This window comes from Sphingopyxis sp. BSNA05 (assembly GCF_013265645.1).
Taxonomy (GTDB): domain Bacteria; phylum Pseudomonadota; class Alphaproteobacteria; order Sphingomonadales; family Sphingomonadaceae; genus Parasphingorhabdus.
The window spans coordinates 1-18,835 of sequence record NZ_PYIA01000139.1 but is presented as its reverse complement, the minus strand read 5'-3'; the positions used below and the strand labels follow the sequence as shown (position 1 = coordinate 18,835).

Annotated in this window: 11 protein-coding genes, 1 tRNA gene and 8 pseudogenes; 11 read left to right on the top strand and 9 right to left on the bottom strand. The window is 59.4% G+C overall.

Translation table 11 applies throughout. The features are described from left to right. Positions 1–412 precede the first annotated feature (412 nt). Both C8024_RS16340 and C8024_RS16335 read right to left on the bottom strand, forming a co-directional pair. Positions 413–496: transfer RNA gene (locus C8024_RS16340), tRNA-Leu, on the bottom strand. A 100-nt stretch (positions 497–596) separates the two neighbouring features. Continuing rightward, positions 597–1,328 carry an A24 family peptidase gene (locus tag C8024_RS16335; protein ID WP_173207128.1) on the bottom strand — a complete coding sequence of 244 codons (732 nt, stop codon included), beginning with the start codon at positions 1,326–1,328 and terminating at the stop codon, positions 597–599. 179 nt (positions 1,329–1,507) lie between these two features. On the opposite strand from C8024_RS16335, the pseudogene C8024_RS16330 reads away from it, so the two are divergent. Further along, a pseudogene (locus tag C8024_RS16330) lies at positions 1,508–2,696 on the top strand (acetyl-CoA C-acyltransferase). Here C8024_RS16330 and C8024_RS16325 read toward each other — a convergent pair. Then, positions 2,697–3,173, bottom strand: a complete 477-nt coding sequence (locus C8024_RS16325) for an SH3 domain-containing protein (RefSeq protein WP_173207111.1) — start codon at positions 3,171–3,173, stop codon at positions 2,697–2,699. It lies immediately after the preceding pseudogene. Between the two features lie 110 nt (positions 3,174–3,283). Between C8024_RS16325 and C8024_RS16320 the strand changes: the two are divergent. Further along, positions 3,284–4,281, top strand: a pseudogene (locus tag C8024_RS16320) (2-hydroxyacid dehydrogenase). 100 nt (positions 4,282–4,381) lie between these two features. Then, positions 4,382–5,700 (top strand): annotated as a pseudogene (locus tag C8024_RS16315) (ammonium transporter). 185 nt (positions 5,701–5,885) lie between these two features. On the opposite strand, the gene C8024_RS16310 reads toward C8024_RS16315, so the two are convergent. The 5 genes from C8024_RS16310 to C8024_RS23680 form a co-directional block, all read right to left on the bottom strand. Beyond that, the gene (locus tag C8024_RS16310; RefSeq protein WP_254306016.1) at positions 5,886–6,341 is read right to left on the bottom strand and encodes a GNAT family N-acetyltransferase; all 456 of its coding nucleotides are present in this window, start codon (positions 6,339–6,341) and stop codon (positions 5,886–5,888) included. 1 nt (position 6,342) lies between these two features. Then, entirely contained in the window at positions 6,343–7,746 is a 1,404-nt protein-coding gene (locus tag C8024_RS16305; RefSeq protein ID WP_173207108.1) for a nitronate monooxygenase family protein, read from the bottom strand. Between the two features lie 80 nt (positions 7,747–7,826). Continuing rightward, positions 7,827–8,972, bottom strand: a complete 1,146-nt coding sequence (locus C8024_RS16300) for a glycosyltransferase family 4 protein (RefSeq protein ID WP_173207105.1) — start codon at positions 8,970–8,972, stop codon at positions 7,827–7,829. A 31-nt stretch (positions 8,973–9,003) separates the two neighbouring features. Then, positions 9,004–9,378: an alpha/beta fold hydrolase gene (locus C8024_RS23685; protein WP_367947395.1), complete on the bottom strand. Its 375-nt coding sequence runs from the start codon at positions 9,376–9,378 to the stop codon at positions 9,004–9,006. Between the two features lie 101 nt (positions 9,379–9,479). Then, positions 9,480–9,866: an alpha/beta fold hydrolase gene (locus C8024_RS23680; protein WP_367947394.1), complete on the bottom strand. Its 387-nt coding sequence runs from the start codon at positions 9,864–9,866 to the stop codon at positions 9,480–9,482. 60 nt (positions 9,867–9,926) lie between these two features. On the opposite strand from C8024_RS23680, the pseudogene C8024_RS16290 reads away from it, so the two are divergent. The 7 genes and pseudogenes from C8024_RS16290 (at position 9,927) to C8024_RS16260 (ending at position 16,880) form a co-directional block, all read left to right on the top strand. Then, positions 9,927–11,323, top strand: a pseudogene (locus C8024_RS16290) (protein adenylyltransferase SelO family protein). Between the two features lie 136 nt (positions 11,324–11,459). Further along, positions 11,460–12,886, top strand: a pseudogene (gene astD, locus C8024_RS16285) (succinylglutamate-semialdehyde dehydrogenase). Between the two features lie 83 nt (positions 12,887–12,969). Then, the gene (gene cobA, locus C8024_RS16280; protein WP_173207102.1) at positions 12,970–13,761 is read left to right on the top strand and encodes a uroporphyrinogen-III C-methyltransferase; all 792 of its coding nucleotides are present in this window, start codon (positions 12,970–12,972) and stop codon (positions 13,759–13,761) included. After that, positions 13,758–14,054, top strand: a complete 297-nt coding sequence (locus C8024_RS16275) for a DUF2849 domain-containing protein (protein ID WP_100094636.1) — start codon at positions 13,758–13,760, stop codon at positions 14,052–14,054. The genes cobA and C8024_RS16275 overlap by 4 nt, the downstream gene beginning before the upstream one ends. A 1-nt stretch (position 14,055) precedes the next feature. Beyond that, positions 14,056–15,689 (top strand): annotated as a pseudogene (locus C8024_RS16270) (nitrite/sulfite reductase). Then, positions 15,682–16,106 (top strand): annotated as a pseudogene (locus C8024_RS16265) (DUF934 domain-containing protein). Before C8024_RS16270 ends, C8024_RS16265 begins: the two co-directional pseudogenes overlap by 8 nt. Further along, a pseudogene (locus C8024_RS16260) lies at positions 16,099–16,880 on the top strand (phosphoadenylyl-sulfate reductase). The pseudogenes C8024_RS16265 and C8024_RS16260 overlap by 8 nt, the downstream one beginning before the upstream one ends. A 36-nt stretch (positions 16,881–16,916) precedes the next feature. Here C8024_RS16260 and C8024_RS16255 read toward each other — a convergent pair. After that, on the bottom strand, positions 16,917–18,416 hold the full coding sequence (locus C8024_RS16255) for a replicative DNA helicase (RefSeq protein ID WP_173207099.1): 1,500 nt from the start codon (positions 18,414–18,416) through the stop codon (positions 16,917–16,919). Between the two features lie 151 nt (positions 18,417–18,567). Between C8024_RS16255 and C8024_RS16250 the strand changes: the two genes are divergently transcribed. Continuing rightward, positions 18,568–18,835: UPF0262 family protein (locus tag C8024_RS16250; RefSeq protein ID WP_173207095.1), on the top strand; the 268-nt coding region annotated here is incomplete at its 3' end.

Sequence of the window (18,835 nt, the reverse complement as noted above, 5' to 3'; positions counted from 1 at the left end):
TCCGACCTTGTCGATCGGTGAGCTTATTTTTGGAATGGGTCCAACTACCCATTGTGCGGCAGGAACTGGTCTATATGGCGGGAATAGTCCAGACTATAAGCGAGAGAATCCCGCCGGATAGGCGCGAAATCCGCGAAATTCGCAATATCGTTGCAACTAAGTCACAGCTATCCGGATTTGGATAAATTGGCGTCCCATGGACTTGCGGCCTGGAACCCGAATTTGCCGAGAAATTCGGCAGCCCTGCCCTTCTGCGCGTCCCCTCCGCAACCTTGAGGACGCTTTGATTCGTCCCTATGTGTAACCGTTCGAGCGACATAGGCAAATATTGAGAAAAATATCCCGTAAACACGGCTGGTCCTTGAGAATGCTTGTCAGACAGCCACAGCATTTTCCTAGGAAATGTCGGTGATGGTGCCCCTGGCCCGACTCGAACGGGCACTCCTTGCGGAACTGCATTTTGAGTGCAGCGCGTCTACCAATTCCACCACAGGGCTCCGGCTGTATCATTTGCTGTACAGCGAAATCGTGGCTCTGTTAGCGAACAGCCATTGCGCTGGCAACGGCTTTTTCCGCTGTCTGCGCGCGCAAGCAATTCAATAGAGCGGGGCCACAGTGGCGGCCTGGAAAAGCCAGAGCGGAAAAGCGGCAATCGCCATCAGGCTGCCGAGCGGCAGCATGGTTCCGGCAGCCACGCTTTTGCCCCGCAGTCGCCAGGAGATCGCGACCAGGATTCCGACCAGACTGGCGCCGAGCAGGACAAGCGGCAACATTTGCCAGCCCAGCCAGCAGCCGATCGCGCCAAGCATCTTGGGATCACCACCACCCATGCCGTCGCGCTTTCTGATGCCTTTATATAGGGCCGCTATGATCGCCAGGGATGCAAAGCCGGCCACGCCGCCGATCAGCCGATCCTCCAAGGATGGGGCTGCCGACAACAGGCTGGCCAGAACACCGGAAATCGCCAGCGTTGCCGTCAGGCGGTCGGGCAACCAGTGATGCTTCACGTCGAGCGCTGCAAGTGTCAGCAACAGCCAGCCGAATAGCGCGCCAGCCAGTCCGTTCCCGTCCGGCGAAACCAGCACCGAAAGCCCGCCGACCAGTGCAGCCGCCAGTTCGATTCCCGGATGATCTCTGGCAATTGCCGCTCCGCATTGCCGGCACTTCCCGGCCTGCAGGACGAAGCTGAGCACCGGGATCAGCTCGCCGGCGCGTAAATTATGTCCGCAATGATCGCAGGCGGAGCGACCGGCAACCACCGATCGGCCTTCCGGCCATCTGATTATCAGTGTCGCCAGAAAGCTGCCGACGACAAGGCCCAGGAGCATAGCGGGAAAAGGCAGAAGATAGGCGGGCAAAGGGCGCTCCAGAGAAGAATTTCCGGATCGATTGGCACGACCGGTGTCGGCATTCAATGGCGCAATTGAAAAACCGGTTGGCCGCGCCTATGTCCTTTTCAAGAATCGCGCTCGCCCCGGCGGCGCATCAAACCCAGAAAGGTCCATCCATGTCCAATTCCGATCCGATCGTCATTCTTTCCTATGCCCGTACGCCGATGGGCGGCATGCAGGGTGCGCTTGGCGAGGTCAGCGCATCCGATCTGGGTGCTGTTGCGGTCAAGGCAGCCGTCGAGCGCGCCGGTGTGGACGGCTCTGACGTGGAGCGCATCTATATGGGCAATGTCCTTTCCGCCGGTCAGGGCCAGGCCCCTGCCCGCCAGGCAGCGATTTTTGCCGGTCTACCGCAATCGGTGGAAGCAACCACGGTCAACAAGATGTGCGGTTCCGGCATGCAGGCCGCTATCATGGGCGCAGAAGCCCTGGCCGCCGGGTCAATCGACATGCTCGTCGCCGGTGGCATGGAAAGCATGACCAACGCGCCTTACCTGCTGCCCAAGATGCGCAGCGGTGCGCGTCTCGGCCATACCGAAGCGAAGGATCATATGTTCCTCGACGGGCTGGAAGACGCCTACGAACCGGGCCGGGCGATGGGCAGCTTTGCCGAGGAAACCGTCGGCGAATATCAGTTGTCCCGCGAAGCACAGGACGAATATTCGATTGAATCGCTGGCCCGCGCCAAGACCGCCGTCGAAGGCGATGCCTTTGATGACGAAGTGGTCGCGGTCGAAGTGAAAACCCGCAAGGGCAGCGTCACGGTCGACAAGGACGAACAGCCGCTCAAGGGCAATCCGGACAAGATTCCGCAGCTCCGTCCTGCTTTTGCCAAGGATGGCACGATCACTGCGGCCAATGCATCCTCCATCTCTGACGGCGCAGCGGCGATGGTGCTGACTCGTGCCAGCGTGGCTGAAGCCAAGGGGCTGAAGCCGGTGGCGCGGATTGTCGGCCACTCCGCCCACGCCCACGCCCCGGCAAAATTCACCACCGCGCCGGTAAGCGCGATCAAGAAGCTCCTTGAAAAACAGGCTGGTCGGTGGCCGATGTCGATCTCTGGGAAGTGAACGAGGCTTTCGCCTGCGTCGCCATGTTCGCGATGCAGGATATCGGAATCAGCCGCGACAAGCTGAACGTCAATGGCGGCGCTACCGCTCTGGGTCACCCGATTGGCGCCAGCGGTGCCCGGATCATGGTGACCCTGGTTGCAGCCCTGAAAAACGCGGTCTGAAAAAAGGCGTCGCGGCTCTGTGCATTGGCGGCGGCGAGGCGACAGCAGTGGCGATCGAACTGATCGACTGATCATTTCAGCGGTTCGTCGCCCCAGACATCCTTTATGCTGATATATCCCTGACGACCGGTAACGTCGAACAGGCACCAGCCTTTTTCGCAAAGGGTCAGGCTGCCCACGACGCCCGGTTCGGCCCGCCAGATGATTTTGGCATTGGGATCGGGAAAGGCGCGCATGGCGACCGGCTTGCCGCTGGTCGCCAGCACCAGGCCGGTCCGCGATGCGCTGAGCAGGCGCGCGTGCATCCAGCCCTGCATCCCTTCATGATCCTCGACCTTGCGCCATGATTTGTAGCGCGCCAGAATCTTGATCGGCAGCTTCTCGCGCTTGTAGATCCACATCGTCGGATATTCGGTACTGGGGCCGGTGCGCATCCGTGCCTCCGGCTCGTCGATCGACGCCCAATATGGCGGTTCCTGCTGCGCGGAAGCAGGCGATGCCAGGACCAGGCCCGGAATCGCGACAAGCATGAAAGCCGAAATACGCATGATGATGGTTTACTCTTCCCCGAATTGACCAAAGCATAGCCCGAAAACCGCGTCCGCTTCAAGCGCCACCTGCTTGACCTGAACCGAAATTCGGGCATAGCAACAGGTCTATGCCAGACTCATCAGCCATCTCGAAACCCCGTGTCATCATCACCCGCGAATTGGCGGATTCCAATCAGAATCGCATGTGCGAACTGTTTGATGCGGTACCAAATTACAGCGACAGACCCTTTTCCCGCGAGGACCTGATTGCAGCCATGGCGGATTGCGATGTCCTCGTGCCGACCGTGACCGATCAAATCGACGCAGAGATGATTGCCAATGCTCCCGACCGATTGCGGATGATCGCAAGCTTCGGTGCAGGGTCGATCATATCGACCTCGCAGCGGCGCGCGCGAGAAGGATACTCGTCACAAATACGCCCGGCGTCTTCACCGAAGACACCGCGGACATGACCATGGCGCTAATCCTGTCCGTCCCGCGCCGCCTGTCCGAAGGCGAAAAGCTGATGCGGAGCGGACAATGGGAAGGCTGGAAACCATCGGGCATGCTCGGCCATTGTATCGGCGGCAAGAAACTCGGTATCGTCGGGATGGGCCGCATCGGCCAGGCTGTGGCCCGCCGGGCCTCCGGCTTCGGCATGTCGATCTTCTACCACAACCGCCGCCAGTTGCCGCCGGCTGTCGAGGAATCGCTGCGCGCCAGCTTTGTCGCCGATCTCGACGAACTGGTCCGCGAATGTGACATTATTTCGCTTCATTGCCCCCATACGGCGGAAACGCACGAGATGATCAATGCCCGGCGAATCGCAATGATGAAACCTTCAACCTATCTGATCAACACCGCCCGCGGCGATCTGGTGAACGAGGACGCACTGATCGATGCCCTGCTGAACGAGCGGATCGGCGGTGCCGGCCTCGATGTCTACCAGAACGAGCCCGCCATTGATCCGCGTTTCCTGTCACTCAAGAACACGGTCCTGCTTCCCCATATGGGCAGCGCAACCTTTGAGGGGCGCGAAGCTTCCGGGGAAAGGGTGATCACCAACATCCGAGTATGGGCCGACGGCCACCGCCCCCCGGACCAGGTTCTCGAAGGCTGGATTTAAGCTTTCCGTTGAGTCCCCCTCCCGTCTCGACTAGGAATTCGTCGCAATCTGATTCGCAAGGGCGAACAGGCATAATAAAATTATAGCTGCGGGGATCGTCATGAAATATCCAGTCAAATCCATAGGCGCCATGTTGGCGGTCGGCCTGGCGGCTTCGCCGCTGCAGGCGCAACTGGCAATCGATCCCGCCATCGCCGCCGATGCCGCGAACAGCGGCGACACAGCCTGGATTTTGACATCCAGCGCGCTCGTTCTGCTGATGACCCTTCCCGGCCTGGCGCTGTTCTATGGTGGCCTCGTCCGCGCGAAGAATTTTCTCTCGGTCCTGATCCAGTGCATGGCGGTGGTCGGCATTTGTTCGGTCCTGTGGATTATCATTGGCTATTCGCTGGCCTTCGGTCCGGTCACCAACGGATTTCTCGGCAGCGGCTTCAACGCGATGCTGAACAATCTCGGCAATGTCCGAGAAGCCACCTCGATACCGGAATCCGCCTTTGCCATGTTCCAGCTTACCTTTGCCGTGATCACGCCCGCGCTGATGATCGGCGCCTGGGTCGAGCGGGCCCGCTTTGGCTGGGTCGTCGCCTTTTGCGCGCTCTGGCTGCTCGTAGTCTATGCGCCCGTGACCCATTGGGTCTGGGGTGGCGGCTGGCTGAGCAATCTCGGCGTACTCGATTTTGCCGGCGGTATTGTGGTGCATACAACGGCTGGCGTTTCCGCGCTGGTTGTCGCAATCATGCTCGGCAAGCGCATGGGCTGGCCCAAGACGCTGATGCTGCCGCATAGCCCTGCCCTGACCGTCGCCGGTGCGGCCATGCTCTGGGTCGGCTGGTTCGGATTCAATGGCGGCTCCGCGCTGACAGCAACCGACGATGCCTCGGCGGCCATCATCAATACCCATATCGCCGCCTCCATGGCCGCGCTGGTCTGGATACTGATCGAGAAATTCAAGGTCGGCAAGCCAACCGCGGTTGGCGTTGCGACGGGTGCCATTGCCGGTCTGGCAACGATCACCCCGGCCGCAGGCTTTGTCGGCCCCGGCGCGTCGATCCTCATCGGAACGGCCGCCGCAATCGTCTGCTTCTTCGCCGTTGGGCTGGTGAAGAACGGCTTCAAGATCGACGACAGCCTCGACGTTTTGCGGTCCACGGCGTTGGCGGCATATTGGGTAGCCTGCTGCTCGCATTGTTCATCTCTGAAAGTTTCGGCGGCACCGGCTATGGCGAAAACATGGCCTTTGGCAGCCAGTTTGTTGCCCAGCTGATCGGCGTCGGCGCGGTCGCCATCTGGTCGGCGGTCGCCACGGCGATCCTCGGTTTCGGCATCAGCTACATCCTGCCGATGCGGGTCAGCGAGGATGACGAACGCGATGGCCTGGATATCTCCAACCATGGCGAACGGGCCTGGGATCTGGATTGACGGGAATTTATCCTCTCCCTCAAGGGAGAGGGTCGTGCAAACTTGGCAGCTTGCTGCCTGGTCGGAGCTGGGTTGAGGGTTCTCTAAACCCCAGACAGCAGAACACCCTCATCCAACTGCGCCTAATTCGCTTCGCTCATAAGGCTTTATATCCTTCTCCCGCACGGGAGAAGGCACGCTGTCCGCTACAGCTCCAGATGCAGAAACTGGTTGAAGTCGCTCGACACATAGCCGCCAAACGGCTCGCCATTTTCAAACCCCCGTTTCCGGTACAGGGTCAGCGCGGCTTCGAATTCCGCGCCCGATCCGGTTTCCAGACTCAGGCGCCGATAGCCGCGCTCTCTGGCCACCGCGATAATATGGTCGAGAATGGCCAGGCCGACACCCTTGCGCAAATGCCGGGCATCGGTGCGCATCGACTTGATTTCGCCGGTCGATGGTGAAAGCTGCTTGAGCGCGCCAATGCCGCACAGGTCTGTGCCTTCCCATGCCGTCCAGACCGAGACATCGGGCGTACGCAGACCCGAAAGATCGAGCGCATAAACGCTGTCCGGCGGCGAATTTTCCTGCATGCCGGCGAGATGCGCAGCCAGCAGGTCCTGAACCTGCTGGCTGCTCAGATCATCGCGCCGGATGTCCAACTCAGTCGCCCGTAAGGATGCGATCCACCAGCTGCTTCACCGTCGGCACAAAGCCGTTGGAGTAGAAGGGATCGGTACCGAAATTATACGCGCCATGGCCGGCGAACATCAGATGTTCCTCGACCGGTGCGCCGTGGACAATTTCCTGCAGGCTTTTCTGGATACAGAAGCTGCGCGGATCGGCAAGCCGCCCGGTGCTGAAATTGTCGTGATCCTTCCAGGCGGAGAAGCCGCAATGCGAGAGACAGCCCATGCAATCCGCCTGATCCTTGCGGATCATCTTCGACTCTTCGGGCGTGGCAAAGATCAATGTGTTGTCCGGCGTTTTCATCGCCATGGTAAAGCCGAGGCCGTCCCATTCGCGCGCGCGGAGCAGATCATTGCGTGTGACCCAGAAATTCTTGCCCTTGACCCCGACATCCAGCTGGTGGGTATGCTCACCGGCCTTCTCGGTCGAATAGGGAATCTGCCGTTCCGACCGCGCTTCAAGACTGCGCAAAAATTCGTTGCGCACCGCAGAACTGTAGAAACCGGTCGGCGAGAATTTGTGCAGAAGGATATCGCCTTCCTTGATCTTGGTCAGCTCGCTCTTCCAGCTTTCCGGGATCGGGCTTTCCTTGGTCAGCAAGGGCCGGGTGCCGAACTGGAAGGCAATCTGGCCAAGCTCATCGCTGTCGATCCAGTCCTGCCAGTCGCGCAGGTGCCAGACACCGCCGGCCATGATGATCGGCACGCTGTCGGCAATCCCCTCGGCGCGCATCGTGTCGCGCAGCGCCTTGACTCGCGGATAGGGATCTTCCGGTTTGCGCGGATCTTCTGCATTGGACAGGCCGTTATGACCGCCCGCCAGCCAGGGGTCTTCGTAGACGACCGCAGCCATCAGGTCCGGAACCTTCTTGTAGGCCCGCTTCCACAGCGCGCGGAAAGCACGGGCGGAGCTGATGATCGGCAGATAGTTTACGCCATATTGCTGAGCAATCTCGGACAGCTTGTAGGGCATGCCAGCGCCGCAGGTGACGCCTGCGACCATGCCCTTGGTCTGTTCGAGCACGCCTTCCAGCACCTGCTGCGCGCCGCCCATTTCCCACAGGACGTTAATATTGATCGCGCCCCTGCCCTCGGAAATTTCATAAGCCTGCTTGACCTGCGTCACCGCACCGTCGATCGCATAGTCGATCAATTCCTGATGCCGCTCTTCGCGTTTCCGGCCATGATAGATTTGCGGGATGACATTGCCATGTTCGTCATAGCTGTCCGCATTGACTGCGGATACCGTGCCGATGCCGCCGGCAGCCGCCCAGGCACCCGAACTCGCGTGATTGGTGGCTGCGACGCCTTTTCCACCCTCGATCAACGGCCATACTTCCTGACCGTTATACTGAATGGGTTTTAAGCCCTTGAACAATGAAATCTCCTATTTTCCCCAAAGGCCGATATAGACACCGGCAACTAAAAATGCTCGAAAAAACTCTGCTGCTTGAAACGCTATTTGCCCGGGCCGAAATCCGCGCGTCCCAGCGCCTGTCCGTAGAGCAGCGCGTAGCGGGCCAGCATCTTGCTTTCGTTATATTCCGCCTGCGCCTTGAGCCGGTTCTGCATCCCGAGGTCTTCGCGCAACTGCTGGTGCTGGACAAGGGTTGTCAGCGATTCGCAAAATTTGCTTTCGTCACCGAGCGGCTTGATGAACCCCTGATTGGCCTGCGACACCATCGATTTGATGTCGCCGACGTCGGTCGCCGCCACCGGCAACCCTGCCGCCATCGCCTCGATCAGCGAAATCGGAAATTGCTCGCTGTCGGAGGACAGTGCAAAAATGTCGAACAGTCCGATATAGCGCGCCGGGTCGGCCAGGAAGCCGGGCATCAGCAAGCGATCTCCTAGCCCCGCACGTTGTGCCTCGGCCTGTATCCTGTCTTTTTCCGGCCCTTCGCCAACGATTACCAACCGGACATTGTCGCCTGCTGCAGCACAGGCCCGGACCAGTCGCGGCAGATTTTTGATCGCGCGCAGACCGGCCACGGTTCCGACGACGACCTCCCCTTCGCGCCTGGTGAAGCCCGGCAAGGCACCGCGCTGCGGCTTTTTATCGAATCGCTTGACGTCGATGCCGTTCGGAATTCGATGGATTTTCAGCTCCGGCTGTTTCCAGACATCCAGGGCAATGCGGACCAGATTTTGCGAAGGAACGACCAGTGCCTGCGCCGCCCCGAGCGCAAATTTGCGGAACAGATTGCGTTTCCAGTTGAGCTTTTTCTGCTCGTCCTCGTTAAAGCCGTCCTCATGATGGATCAGCGGCGGCAGGCCCTCGATCCGCGAGAAAAGCGTCCGCGCCATCACGCCGTCCATCGAGCCCCAGTTATAGGACAAGATCAGATCGAACTGGCGGAAATAGGTAACAAATTCGCGATAGCGTTTCAACGACGGCTTGCCGGCAAGCGACGGCGCGTCGGTTGGAAAGCTCACCTTGATTGCCGGATCGATCGCTTCGCGAGCGGACAGGCTGCCGGGTTCGGCCGACAGGATCACATGTTCGGCAGCGGCACCGAAATGGTTCATCAACCTGACGGCGCGCGCTTCCTTGCCGCCCAGATTGAAGGTGCTGTGCAGATGCAATATCTTGGCTGGTTTCATGCGATTGTGATGCTCGGCTGTCTGGAACGGGTCAGTCGATGCGGTGGAGCAATTGGTTGATCGCGTCAAGCGAGGCGGGCTCTTCCAGCGTCGGACAATGGCCTACGCGCGGTATCGTGACGAGATCGGCCTTGTCGAGCTTGTCGACCATCTTGCGAGCGACCTCTTCGCTGAACAGATCCGACAGTTCGCCACGCAATATGAGCGTCGGAATATCCTGCATATTCTCCAGCGCATTCCAGAGAGCGCCGCTGCCACCGCCCTTGCTGTCGAAGGGTTCGGCAATTTTCATGTCATAGTCCAGCTTGATCCGCCCGGAACTGTTCATCCGGTAAACTTTCTTGGCAAAGGCAATCCAGTCCTTGAGCGTGAAATCCGGGAAAATGTCGCCGTTATTTTCTGCCATGTCGCGCCCGGCGTGCGCCCAAGTGTCAAAGCTGCGACCCTGCCCGACATGGTCGGCGATCCGGTCGAGCCCTTTCTGGTCGAGTTCGGGCCCGATGTCGTTCAGCAGCGCGCCAGCAACCCGTTCGGGATATTTTTCGCCATGATCATCGTGACCACGCCGCCCAGCGATGTGCCGAAAAATATCGCTTTCGGTATCTTCAACTCGTCCATCAGCATGATGATATCGGAGACATATTGTTTCGGATTGTAAGTGCTGCTTTCCTTGGCATATTCGCTCAGACCGCGTCCGCGCAAATCCAGCATGATGATCCGGCGACCGCCACCGAAGCCCGCGCCCAGATGTTCAAAGTCGCGGGCATTGCGGGTCAATCCGGGGATGCAGATAACCGGTATCTTGCCGCTGTCCGAGGGATAGTCACGGGCGTGCAGTTTCAGCCCGTCATCGGATTCCCAGTAGACATCCTGATAGCCATTTTCTTCGCTCATCCTGTTCCTCGTCCCGTCTTGCCACTTGCTGCGCAACCGATTAGCCGCCACTGTGGTAGAATGCCATATAAACCGCAAGCAGAACCCGGCAAGACCGACTATCGGGCCGACGTCCAGATTACCCGATTGGGAGAAAAGATCGGCGATCCGGTCGCCGCCGCCGATTTCCCACAGCATATCCTGCGTTTCAGAAATGACCGTTGGGATCAGAGCGTAGGACTGGACCAGCTGGACGAGCAGCAATGGATCAACCATTTCGGTAGGTTCCAGCCGCTGCCGGACAATCTCGATCCGCCGCTGGCGCTGCGCTATCACGGTCACCAGTTCCGCAATTATAATCCCGAAATCGGCGATGGCCGGGGATTTCTGTTCGCGCAGTTGCGAGATCACGAGAATCGGCTGATGGACCTCGGCACAAAGGGCTCGGGCACGACGCCGTGGAGCCGAACCGGTGACGGCCGGCTTACGCTGAAAGGCGCGGTCCGTGAAATTCTTGCCACGGAAATGCTCGAGGCACTGGGCGTGAACACGTCGAAGACCTTTTCCGCGATTGAAACTGGCGAAAAACTGATGCGAGGCGACGAGCCTTCCCCCACCCGCTCGGCGGTGATGACCCGGCTCAGCCACAGCCATATCCGGATCGGCGCGTTCCAGCGCATGGCCTATGAGAAAAACGAAGCACTGATGCGGCAACTGGTCGACTATTGCCTGGAAAATTATTTTGGCGGAGCGCAGACCGACGATCCCGCTACGGAATTATTCGCAAGAACAACCGAGCAAGTGGCCCGGCTCGCCGGCGCCTATATGACCGCTGGTTTCGTTCATGGTGTGCTCAACACCGACAATATCAATATTACCGGCGAGAGCTTTGATTACGGTCCGTGGCGTTTTACCCCTTATTGGGAGCCGGGCTTCACCGCCGCCTATTTCGATCATGAAGGCCTATATTGCTTTGGCAGGCAGCCGGAAGCTTTGCACTGGAACCTGGCGCAATTTGCCAGCGCCCTGCGGCTGGTGGCCGAGAGTGACCCTCTGGTTGCGACGCTGGAGACGTTTCCGAAAGCCTATGGCACCGCCTTTACCGAACATTTCTGCTGGCGTCTTGGCGTCAAGTCCGAGGGCTTTGAAAAGACCGCGATCTGGTGGTTGCAGCGGAAAAAGGCTGGCGCAAAAACCGTCGAGATCGACCGGTTCTTCTTCGATTGGGGCAAATGCGAAAATCTCGCCCGGCCAGAGGACAAGTCACCCGAATTTGCCGACTTCCGGACCTTGATCGCCGATCGCGCACGCATGAGACAGCGTCCAGCGAATATTGGCAGAAACCGGAGCCTTGTTCTATGCATATCGAGGAAGTTGAATCGATCTGGGATGCCATTGCCGACGATGATAATTGGGAACCACTAACGAAAAAGGTCAATGATATCCGTGCGATGGGCGCTGCTCTGCGCAACGGCTGATATATGCCCGGGCACCAGTTGCCGATCGAGAAGAATTCATCATGGGGCGTTAAGTCTTCAAGCCCTATGGTCTATCGCGAGAGATGTGCCATATATGGTTTATCGTGCAACTAATCCGTAGAAAACAGAGGCCAATTTGAGCGACCTGATATCCATCGAACCAGCAACCGGAGCGACCCTTTGGACAGGCGTCAGCGGGGACGCCGATGCCGTGGTGGCCCGGGCGCGCGAAGCCTGGCCTGGCTGGGCCGCCACTGCGCTGGTCAAACGGATCGAAGCGGTGCGGCGCTACGCCAACCGCATACGCACCGGCAGCGATGAGCTTGCGGAACTGATCTCCCGCGAAACCGGGAAGCCGCTCTGGGAATCCCGCACGGAAGTCGAATCGGTGATCAACAAGGTCGATATTTCGGTCCGCGCCTTTGCCGACCGGACGCCGCAGCGCCAGTTGCCGAGCCAGCCCAATATGCGCGCGGCCCTGCGGCACAAGCCACACGGTGTGCTGGCCGTGCTCGGTCCCTATAATTTCCCAGCCCATCTGCCGAACGGTCATATCGTCCCGGCGCTGATTGCCGGCAATACGATTGTGTTCAAGCCATCGGAAAAACGCCCGCTGTCGGACAATATCTGATGGATGCCTTCGAACAGTCCGGGATGCCTGCCGGTGTCGTCAATATATTGCACGGTGGCCCCGCAACCGGCAAACAGCTGACCGCCAACGAAGGGCTGGACGGGGTCCTGTTCACCGGCTCGGCGCGGACCGGTATCGCGCTCAACCGCCAGTTTGCATCGCGGCCAGACAAGATACTGGCGCTGGAAATGGGCGGCAATAATCCGATCATCGCTTGGGACACCAGCGATATCCACAGCGCTGCCGTACTGATCGTCCAGTCCGCTTTCCTGAGCGCCGGCCAGCGCTGCTCCGCCGCGAGCCGCCTGATCGTGAAAGACGAGATTTACGATCGCATCATCAAGGAAGTGAAGCGAATCACCGACCGACTTATCATCGACGAGCCCTTCGCCTCGCCCGCCCCGTTCATGGGTCCGGTGATCGACAATGATACCGCAGACGGCCTGACCGAAAGCTTCCTTGCGCTGATGAGCCATGGCGGCAAGCCGATCAAGCATATGGCAAGGCCTGTGGCGGGGCTCCCCTTTTTGACGCCCGGCATCATCGATGTAACCGAGCTTGAGGAAAGGCCGGACATCGAATTGTTCGGACCGATCCTGCAGGTTGTCCGCGTTGCCGACTTCGAGGAAGCGATCGCCGAGGCAAACAACACGCGTTACGGCCTGTCTTCTGCGCTAATCGGCGGAACCGCCCAGCATTATGACCAATTCTGGTCAAGCAGCCGGGCCGGCATCGTGAACTGGAACAAGATGACCGTGGGCGCATCGTCCGAAGCCCCCTTCGGCGGCATCGGCCTGTCGGGCAACCATCGGCCAAGTGCCTATTATGCTGCCGACTATTGCGCCTATCCGGTCGTTTCGATGGAAGCGGAGAAAGCACGGGCCAGGATCGGCATCGGCCTGAAGGACGAAAACAGCGAGCAAGAAGAATAGGCGCCAGCCACAAATAGCTAAGCTTAGGCGCCCCCAAAAACTTCTGTTTTGAACATCTTGCCCGATGCGCGCATATCGCATTCATGGAAAAGACAACAAGCAAGACGCCCACGGCGGGCAAAGTCTATCTGGTCGGTGCCGGTCCGGGCGATCCCGAGTTGCTGACCCTGAAGGCTGCAAGGCTGCTGGAACGCGCCGACGTGATCGTCCACGACGGTCTGGTCAGTCAGGACATTCTGGATCTTGCGTCGCCATCCGCGCGCTATATCTCGGTCGCGAAGAAGCGCTCGCTGCACAGCGTCGCGCAGGACCAGATCAACACTATCCTGATCGAAGAAGCGGGCAAGGGCCATCTGGTCGTGCGGCTCAAGGGCGGCGATCCGTTCATTTTCGGACGCGGCGGCGAAGAGGCCGATGATTGTATTGCTGCCGGTGTCGCCGTGGAAGTCGTTCCGGGTATCAGCGCCGCGCTCGGTTGCGCTGCCCAGGCACGCATGCCCCTCACTCATCGAGACGCCTCCAGCGCGGTCAGCTTCGTTGCGGGCCAGTGCAAGGGCCTGTCCGACCAGAACTGGTCGGGTCTGGCTGGCAAGGGCCGCACTCTGGTCATCTATATGGGCGTGGCCAATGCCGAAGCGATTGTCGAGAAACTGATCGCCGACGGCGCGGCTCCGGACCTGCCAGTGGCGGTGCTGGAAAACGGCACGCGCAGCGATTTTCGCGCGCTCCGCACGCTTCTGACCGACCTTGGCGACATGGTACGGCGGGAAGATGTCCGGAGCCCGGCCTTGCTCGTGGTCGGCGAAGTCGCCCGCTATGGCGACGCCGAAAATAAATTTCTTGAGTTTGCGCAAATGGCGGGAGTGGTCGCATGAAAATTCTGACCGGAAATGATCTCAAAACCGGTGACGTCATCTGGTGGACCGGGCTCGACTGGTCCCGCTTCGTCAAGGACGCGACCGATGTGGGCGAACAAGGTGAAGCAATCCTGCAGCGCGAGGAAGCCGCCCGCCGGGTGAACTCTCCCTATATTATCGAAGCCGAACAGACCGAAGACGGCCCGCGTCCGGGCCACATCAAGGACCGGGTGCGGGCGCTCGGACCGACCGTTCGTCCCGACCTGACATTAAAGCCGGCCGATCCCGACGCCGGCGAATGGGTGATCTGACATGTATCAATATGACCAATATGACCAGAAAATGGTCGACACGCGGGTTGAGGAATTCCGCGACCAGGTGAAACGCCGGCTCGCTGGAGACCTGACCGAGGACCAGTTCAAACCGCTGCGGCTGATGAACGGCCTCTATCTGCAACTCCACGCCTATATGCTGCGGGTTGCCGTTCCTTATGGGACGCTGAGCAGCAAGCAGATGCGGATGCTCGGCCATATTGCGCGCAAATATGATCGCGACTACGGCCATTTCACCACCCGCCAGAATATCCAGTATAACTGGATCAAGCTGGAAGACGCTCCGGATATTCTCGCCGATCTGGCGTCGGTCGAAATGCACGCGATCCAGACCAGCGGCAATTGCATCCGCAATATCTCATCCGACCAGTTCGCCGGCGCGACCGCCGACGAAATTGCCGACCCGCGCCCCTGGGCCGAAATATTGCGGCAATGGTCAAGCTTCCACCCCGAATTTTCCTATCTCCCCAGGAAATTCAAATTTGCCGTGATTGCCAGCGATACCGATCGCGCGGCGATGCGCCTGCACGACATCGGTATTCAGCTGGTGCATAATCAAGCGGGCGAACTGGGCGCGAAATTCTTCGTCGGCGGCGGCATGGGCCGGACCCCGATGGTGGCGCCGGAAATCCGCGACTTTGTCCCTGCAGATGAACTGATCAGCTATGCCGAAGCATGCCTGCGCGTGTACAACCGTTATGGCCGGCGCGACAATAAATATAAGGCACGGATCAAGATCCTCGTCCACGAACTGGGCGCGGAAGAATATACCCGCCAGGTCGAGGAAGAATTTGCCCATATGAAAAAGCTGGGCCTCAATCCTCCGGTCGAGGAACTGGCGCGGATAACGAAATTTTTCAGGATCCACCCTTTGATCAACAGGCCAGCGATGATCTGGACCTGTCTGATCCGGATTTCGCTGTCTGGGTCGACCAGAATATTTCTGCGCACAAACAGCCCGGCTACGCGATTGCGACGATTAGCCTGAAACCGCGCGGCGGCATCCCGGGTGACGCTTCGTCAGCCCAGATCGACCTGATGGCTGATCTGGCCGAGCAATATAGTTTTGACGAACTGCGCGTCACGCACAGCCAGAACATCGTACTGCCGCATGTCAAAAAGAGCGATCTTTACGCGATCTGGCAGAAGCTGGACGAAGCCGGTCTGGCACCCGCCAATCTTGACCTGATCACGGACAGCATTGCCTGCCCCGGTCTCGATTATTGCAGCTTGGCCAATGCCCGTTCCATCCCCCTCGCCCAGAAGATCAGCGAACGCTTTGCCGATCTCGGACGGCAGCGGGAGCTGGGCGAACTGAAGCTGAAAATTTCCGGCTGCATCAACGCCTGCGGCCACCATCACGCAGGGCATATCGGCATATTGGGTGTCGACCGGAAGGGCACCGAAAACTACCAGCTTCTACTCGGCGGCTCCGGTGCGGAAGACGCCAGTCTGGCAAAGATCACCGGCCCCGGTTTCACGGAAGACGGTGTAATCGACGCCATCGAAACAGTAACCGATCTCTATCTCGAACAGCGCGAGGAGGGTGAACGGTTTATTGACACCTATCGCCGGGTCGGCATGGCCCGGTTCAAGGAGGCTATCTATGGTTGAAGCAATCCGTTTACGCGATGACGAGGTCCATGAAGAACCGGCGGTTTCGCTCGATTCCTTTCTGGACCAGTCCAATGCCACGGCCGTGCGCATAGAGGCGGGCGAAGACGCGCGCCTGTTGCTGCCCTATCTCGACCGCCTGTCGCTGGTGGAATCGATTTCCCGGCCTTTGGCGATGGCCGCGGCTATTCCGCCGCCCAGATATTGCGCGAATCCGGCTATGCCGGCGAGCTGCGCGCCAGTGGCGATGTGCTGCTCGATCAGCTTCCCTATATGCGGCGCTGCGGCTTCGATGCCTTTGCCCCCGATTCGCCGATCAACCCCGCGCTGATGGCAGAAGCGATCAAGCGTTACGACCATGTCTATCAGGCAACGTCTGACCAACGCACCCCGATCTGGAGGCTCCGTCATGGCTGAAGCCGCACGCAAGATCGACACGATCAATGTTCGCCCCGACTTTACGCAGGCCGACGCCGACGCCTGAACCAGCGGTTCGAGGGTGTCGACACGACGACCATGCTGAAGGCCCTGTTCGATGAACGGCAACTCGGTGAAGTCGCCGTGGTCTCGTCTTTCGGCACCGAAAGCGCGGTCCTGTTGCATCTGGTTGCAGCGGTTGACCCGACCATTCCCGTGACCTTCGTCGATACGCTCAAGATGTTTCCGGAAACGCTGGAATATCGCGACACGCTGATCAGCCTTCTCGGCATCAAGAACGCCAATATCGTCGCTCCAGAGGCGGCCGTGCTGGCGGAAAAGGACGAGAACGGATTGCGCTGGTCCTATGACCCGGACGGCTGCTGCGAAATCCGCAAGGTCGAACCGCTGGCCCGGGCCAAGGCTGGTCTCAACAGCTGGATTTCGGGCCGCAAGGCATTCCAGTCGGTGACCCGCAACAATATTCCGCGCTTTGAAATCGACGATGGCCGGTTGAAGATCAATCCGCTCGGTGACTGGATCAAGGATGACCTGGAAGCCTATTTCGAGGAACATGATCTGCCGCGTCACCCGCTGGAGGCCGAAGGCTATCTGTCGGTCGGTTGCGCGCCCTGCACTTCAAAAGTGCTGCCGGGCGAGGATCCCCGTGCCGGACGCTGGCGCGGATGGGACAAGTCCGAATGCGGCATTCACGAGGATGTGACGCCGCTGCCAGAAGGCGGCAAGGACGGGGTGAACGACCCGATTTTCTAGTGGTCGGCGGCGCGGCGGGAAATGCATCCGTACGGGCTAATATACGTCAGGGCCTTCGCTATAGGCCAGATCACCGAATTTCGTGAATTCGCTGATGAAGCTCAGCTGGATATTCCCGGTCGAGCCCTGACGGTTCTTTGCGACAATGACCGTCGCCTTGCCTTCGGCCTGCACATGGTCGCGTTCCCAGTCCTCATATTTCTTGATCTGGTCGGGCGTGGAATTGGCATCGGGCACGTCCGGCTTCACCGCCATGTGATAATATTCTTCGCGGAAGATGAACATCACGATATCCGCGTCCTGCTCGATCGAACCGGATTCGCGCAGATCGGACAGTTGCGGCCTTTTGTCTTCGCGGCTTTCGACTTGCCGGCTCAACTGCGAGAGCGCCATGACCGGCACTTGCAGTTCCTTGGCCAGAGTCTTGAGCCCACGGCTGATTTCCGAAATTTCGTTGACCCGGTTGTCATTGGCGCGGCCAGAGCCCTGCAGCAGCTGCAAATAGTCTACGACAATCAGACCGATGCCCTGACGCCGCTGCAGGCGCCTTGCCCTTGTCCGCAGCGCGGCAATGGTCAGGCCCGGCGTGTCGTCAATGAACAGTGGCAGGTCCTGTAAATCCCGCGATGCCATGGCAAGCCGGTGCATTTCATCCCGGCTGATCGAACCCATACGCAATTTTTCAGAACTGATCTCGGCCTGTTCCGACAGAATCCTGGTGGCCAGCTGGTCGGCCGACATTTCCAGACTGAAGAAAGCGGTCTTGGCGCCAAGCGAATCTTCCGGCGCGATTCCGTCGTTCATGTCGCGCAAATAGCGGTTTGCCGCGTTGAAGGCGATATTGGTTGCGAGCGAGGTCTTGCCCATGCCCGGACGTCCGGCAAGAATGAGCAGATCGCTTCGGTGCAGGCCGCCCATTTTCGCGTTCACATCGGTCAGGCCGGTGGTGATGCCGGACACTTTGCCGCCGCTGTTGAAGGCCCGCTCGACATTGTTCAGCGCCTCGGTCGATGCCTGCAGGAACGACCGCACGCCGCCTTCTTGCGCCTCGCCTTCGGACACCCGGTAGAGAGCGGTTTCCGCTTCCTCGATCTGCTCCTTGGGGTCGACGGTCTCGCTGGTATCCAGCGCGCTTTCGACGAGCGTGCGCCCGACACTGACCAGTTCGCGAAGCAGCGCCAGGTCGTAAATCTGGTTCGCAAAATCCCGGGCCCCGATCAGGCCGGCGCCGTCACCGGTCAATTTAGCGAGATAGGAAGGGCCGCCCAGGGCCTTCATCGCTTCATCCGACTCGAAATAGGGCTTCAGCGTAACCGGCGTGGCCACCATATTCTTGTCGAGAAGCTTCAGCGCCTGCTCGTAAATCCGCCCATGCAACGGTTCGTAGAAATGTTCCGGCCTCAGCCTTGTCTGCACATCTTCGGCGACCCGGTTGTCGATCAGCAACGCGCCGAGAAAAGTCGCCTCTGCCTCGACATTGCGCGGCAGGCGCTGTTCTTCATGTTCATCATTCTCGAAACGCATCAATTCGGCCATGGCTCCTCATTCACCCTGAATCGATTCTCGGCAAGGGTCCGCTGAGAAAAATTTGGTAAACGCGGGGGACAGTTCTGTGGAAAATTTGCACTTGTCGTGCTGCACCGCAAAAACCCTTGTCCTGAGACCTGCGCTGCGGCAACAGGGCGCTATGTCCGATCCGCGCATCATCTCCGTTGAACTCGACGAGGCCACAATCTTGTGGCGCAACGCCGATATCGAACAGGAACGGCGGATCGCGATATTCGATCTGATCGAGGACAATTATTTCAAGCCGCTCAAACAGCATGATGACGGCTATGCCGGGCCCTATCAGTTGCAACTGAGCGTCCAGGAGGGCCGGCTGGTAATTTCCATCGGCCGCGAAAATGGCGAGCCGCTGGAGACTTTGATTCTGGCGCTAGGCCGGTTCCGGCGGC

Excerpts from the sequence above, each read along its gene's own strand:
- C8024_RS23680 (WP_367947394.1), bottom strand. The coding sequence starts at position 9,866 with ATGAGCGAAGAAAATGGCTATCAGGATGTCTACTGGGAATCCGATGAC.
- C8024_RS16300 (WP_173207105.1), bottom strand. The coding sequence starts at position 8,972 with ATGAAACCAGCCAAGATATTGCATCTGCACAGCACCTTCAATCTGGGC.
- C8024_RS16255 (WP_173207099.1), bottom strand. The coding sequence starts at position 18,416 with ATGGCCGAATTGATGCGTTTCGAGAATGATGAACATGAAGAACAGCGC.
- C8024_RS16335 (WP_173207128.1), bottom strand. The coding sequence starts at position 1,328 with ATGCTCCTGGGCCTTGTCGTCGGCAGCTTTCTGGCGACACTGATAATC.
- C8024_RS16275 (WP_100094636.1), top strand. The coding sequence starts at position 13,758 with ATGAAAATTCTGACCGGAAATGATCTCAAAACCGGTGACGTCATCTGG.
- cobA (WP_173207102.1), top strand. The coding sequence starts at position 12,970 with ATGGAAAAGACAACAAGCAAGACGCCCACGGCGGGCAAAGTCTATCTG.
- C8024_RS16325 (WP_173207111.1), bottom strand. The coding sequence starts at position 3,173 with ATGCGTATTTCGGCTTTCATGCTTGTCGCGATTCCGGGCCTGGTCCTG.
- C8024_RS23685 (WP_367947395.1), bottom strand. The coding sequence starts at position 9,378 with ATGGCAGAAAATAACGGCGACATTTTCCCGGATTTCACGCTCAAGGAC.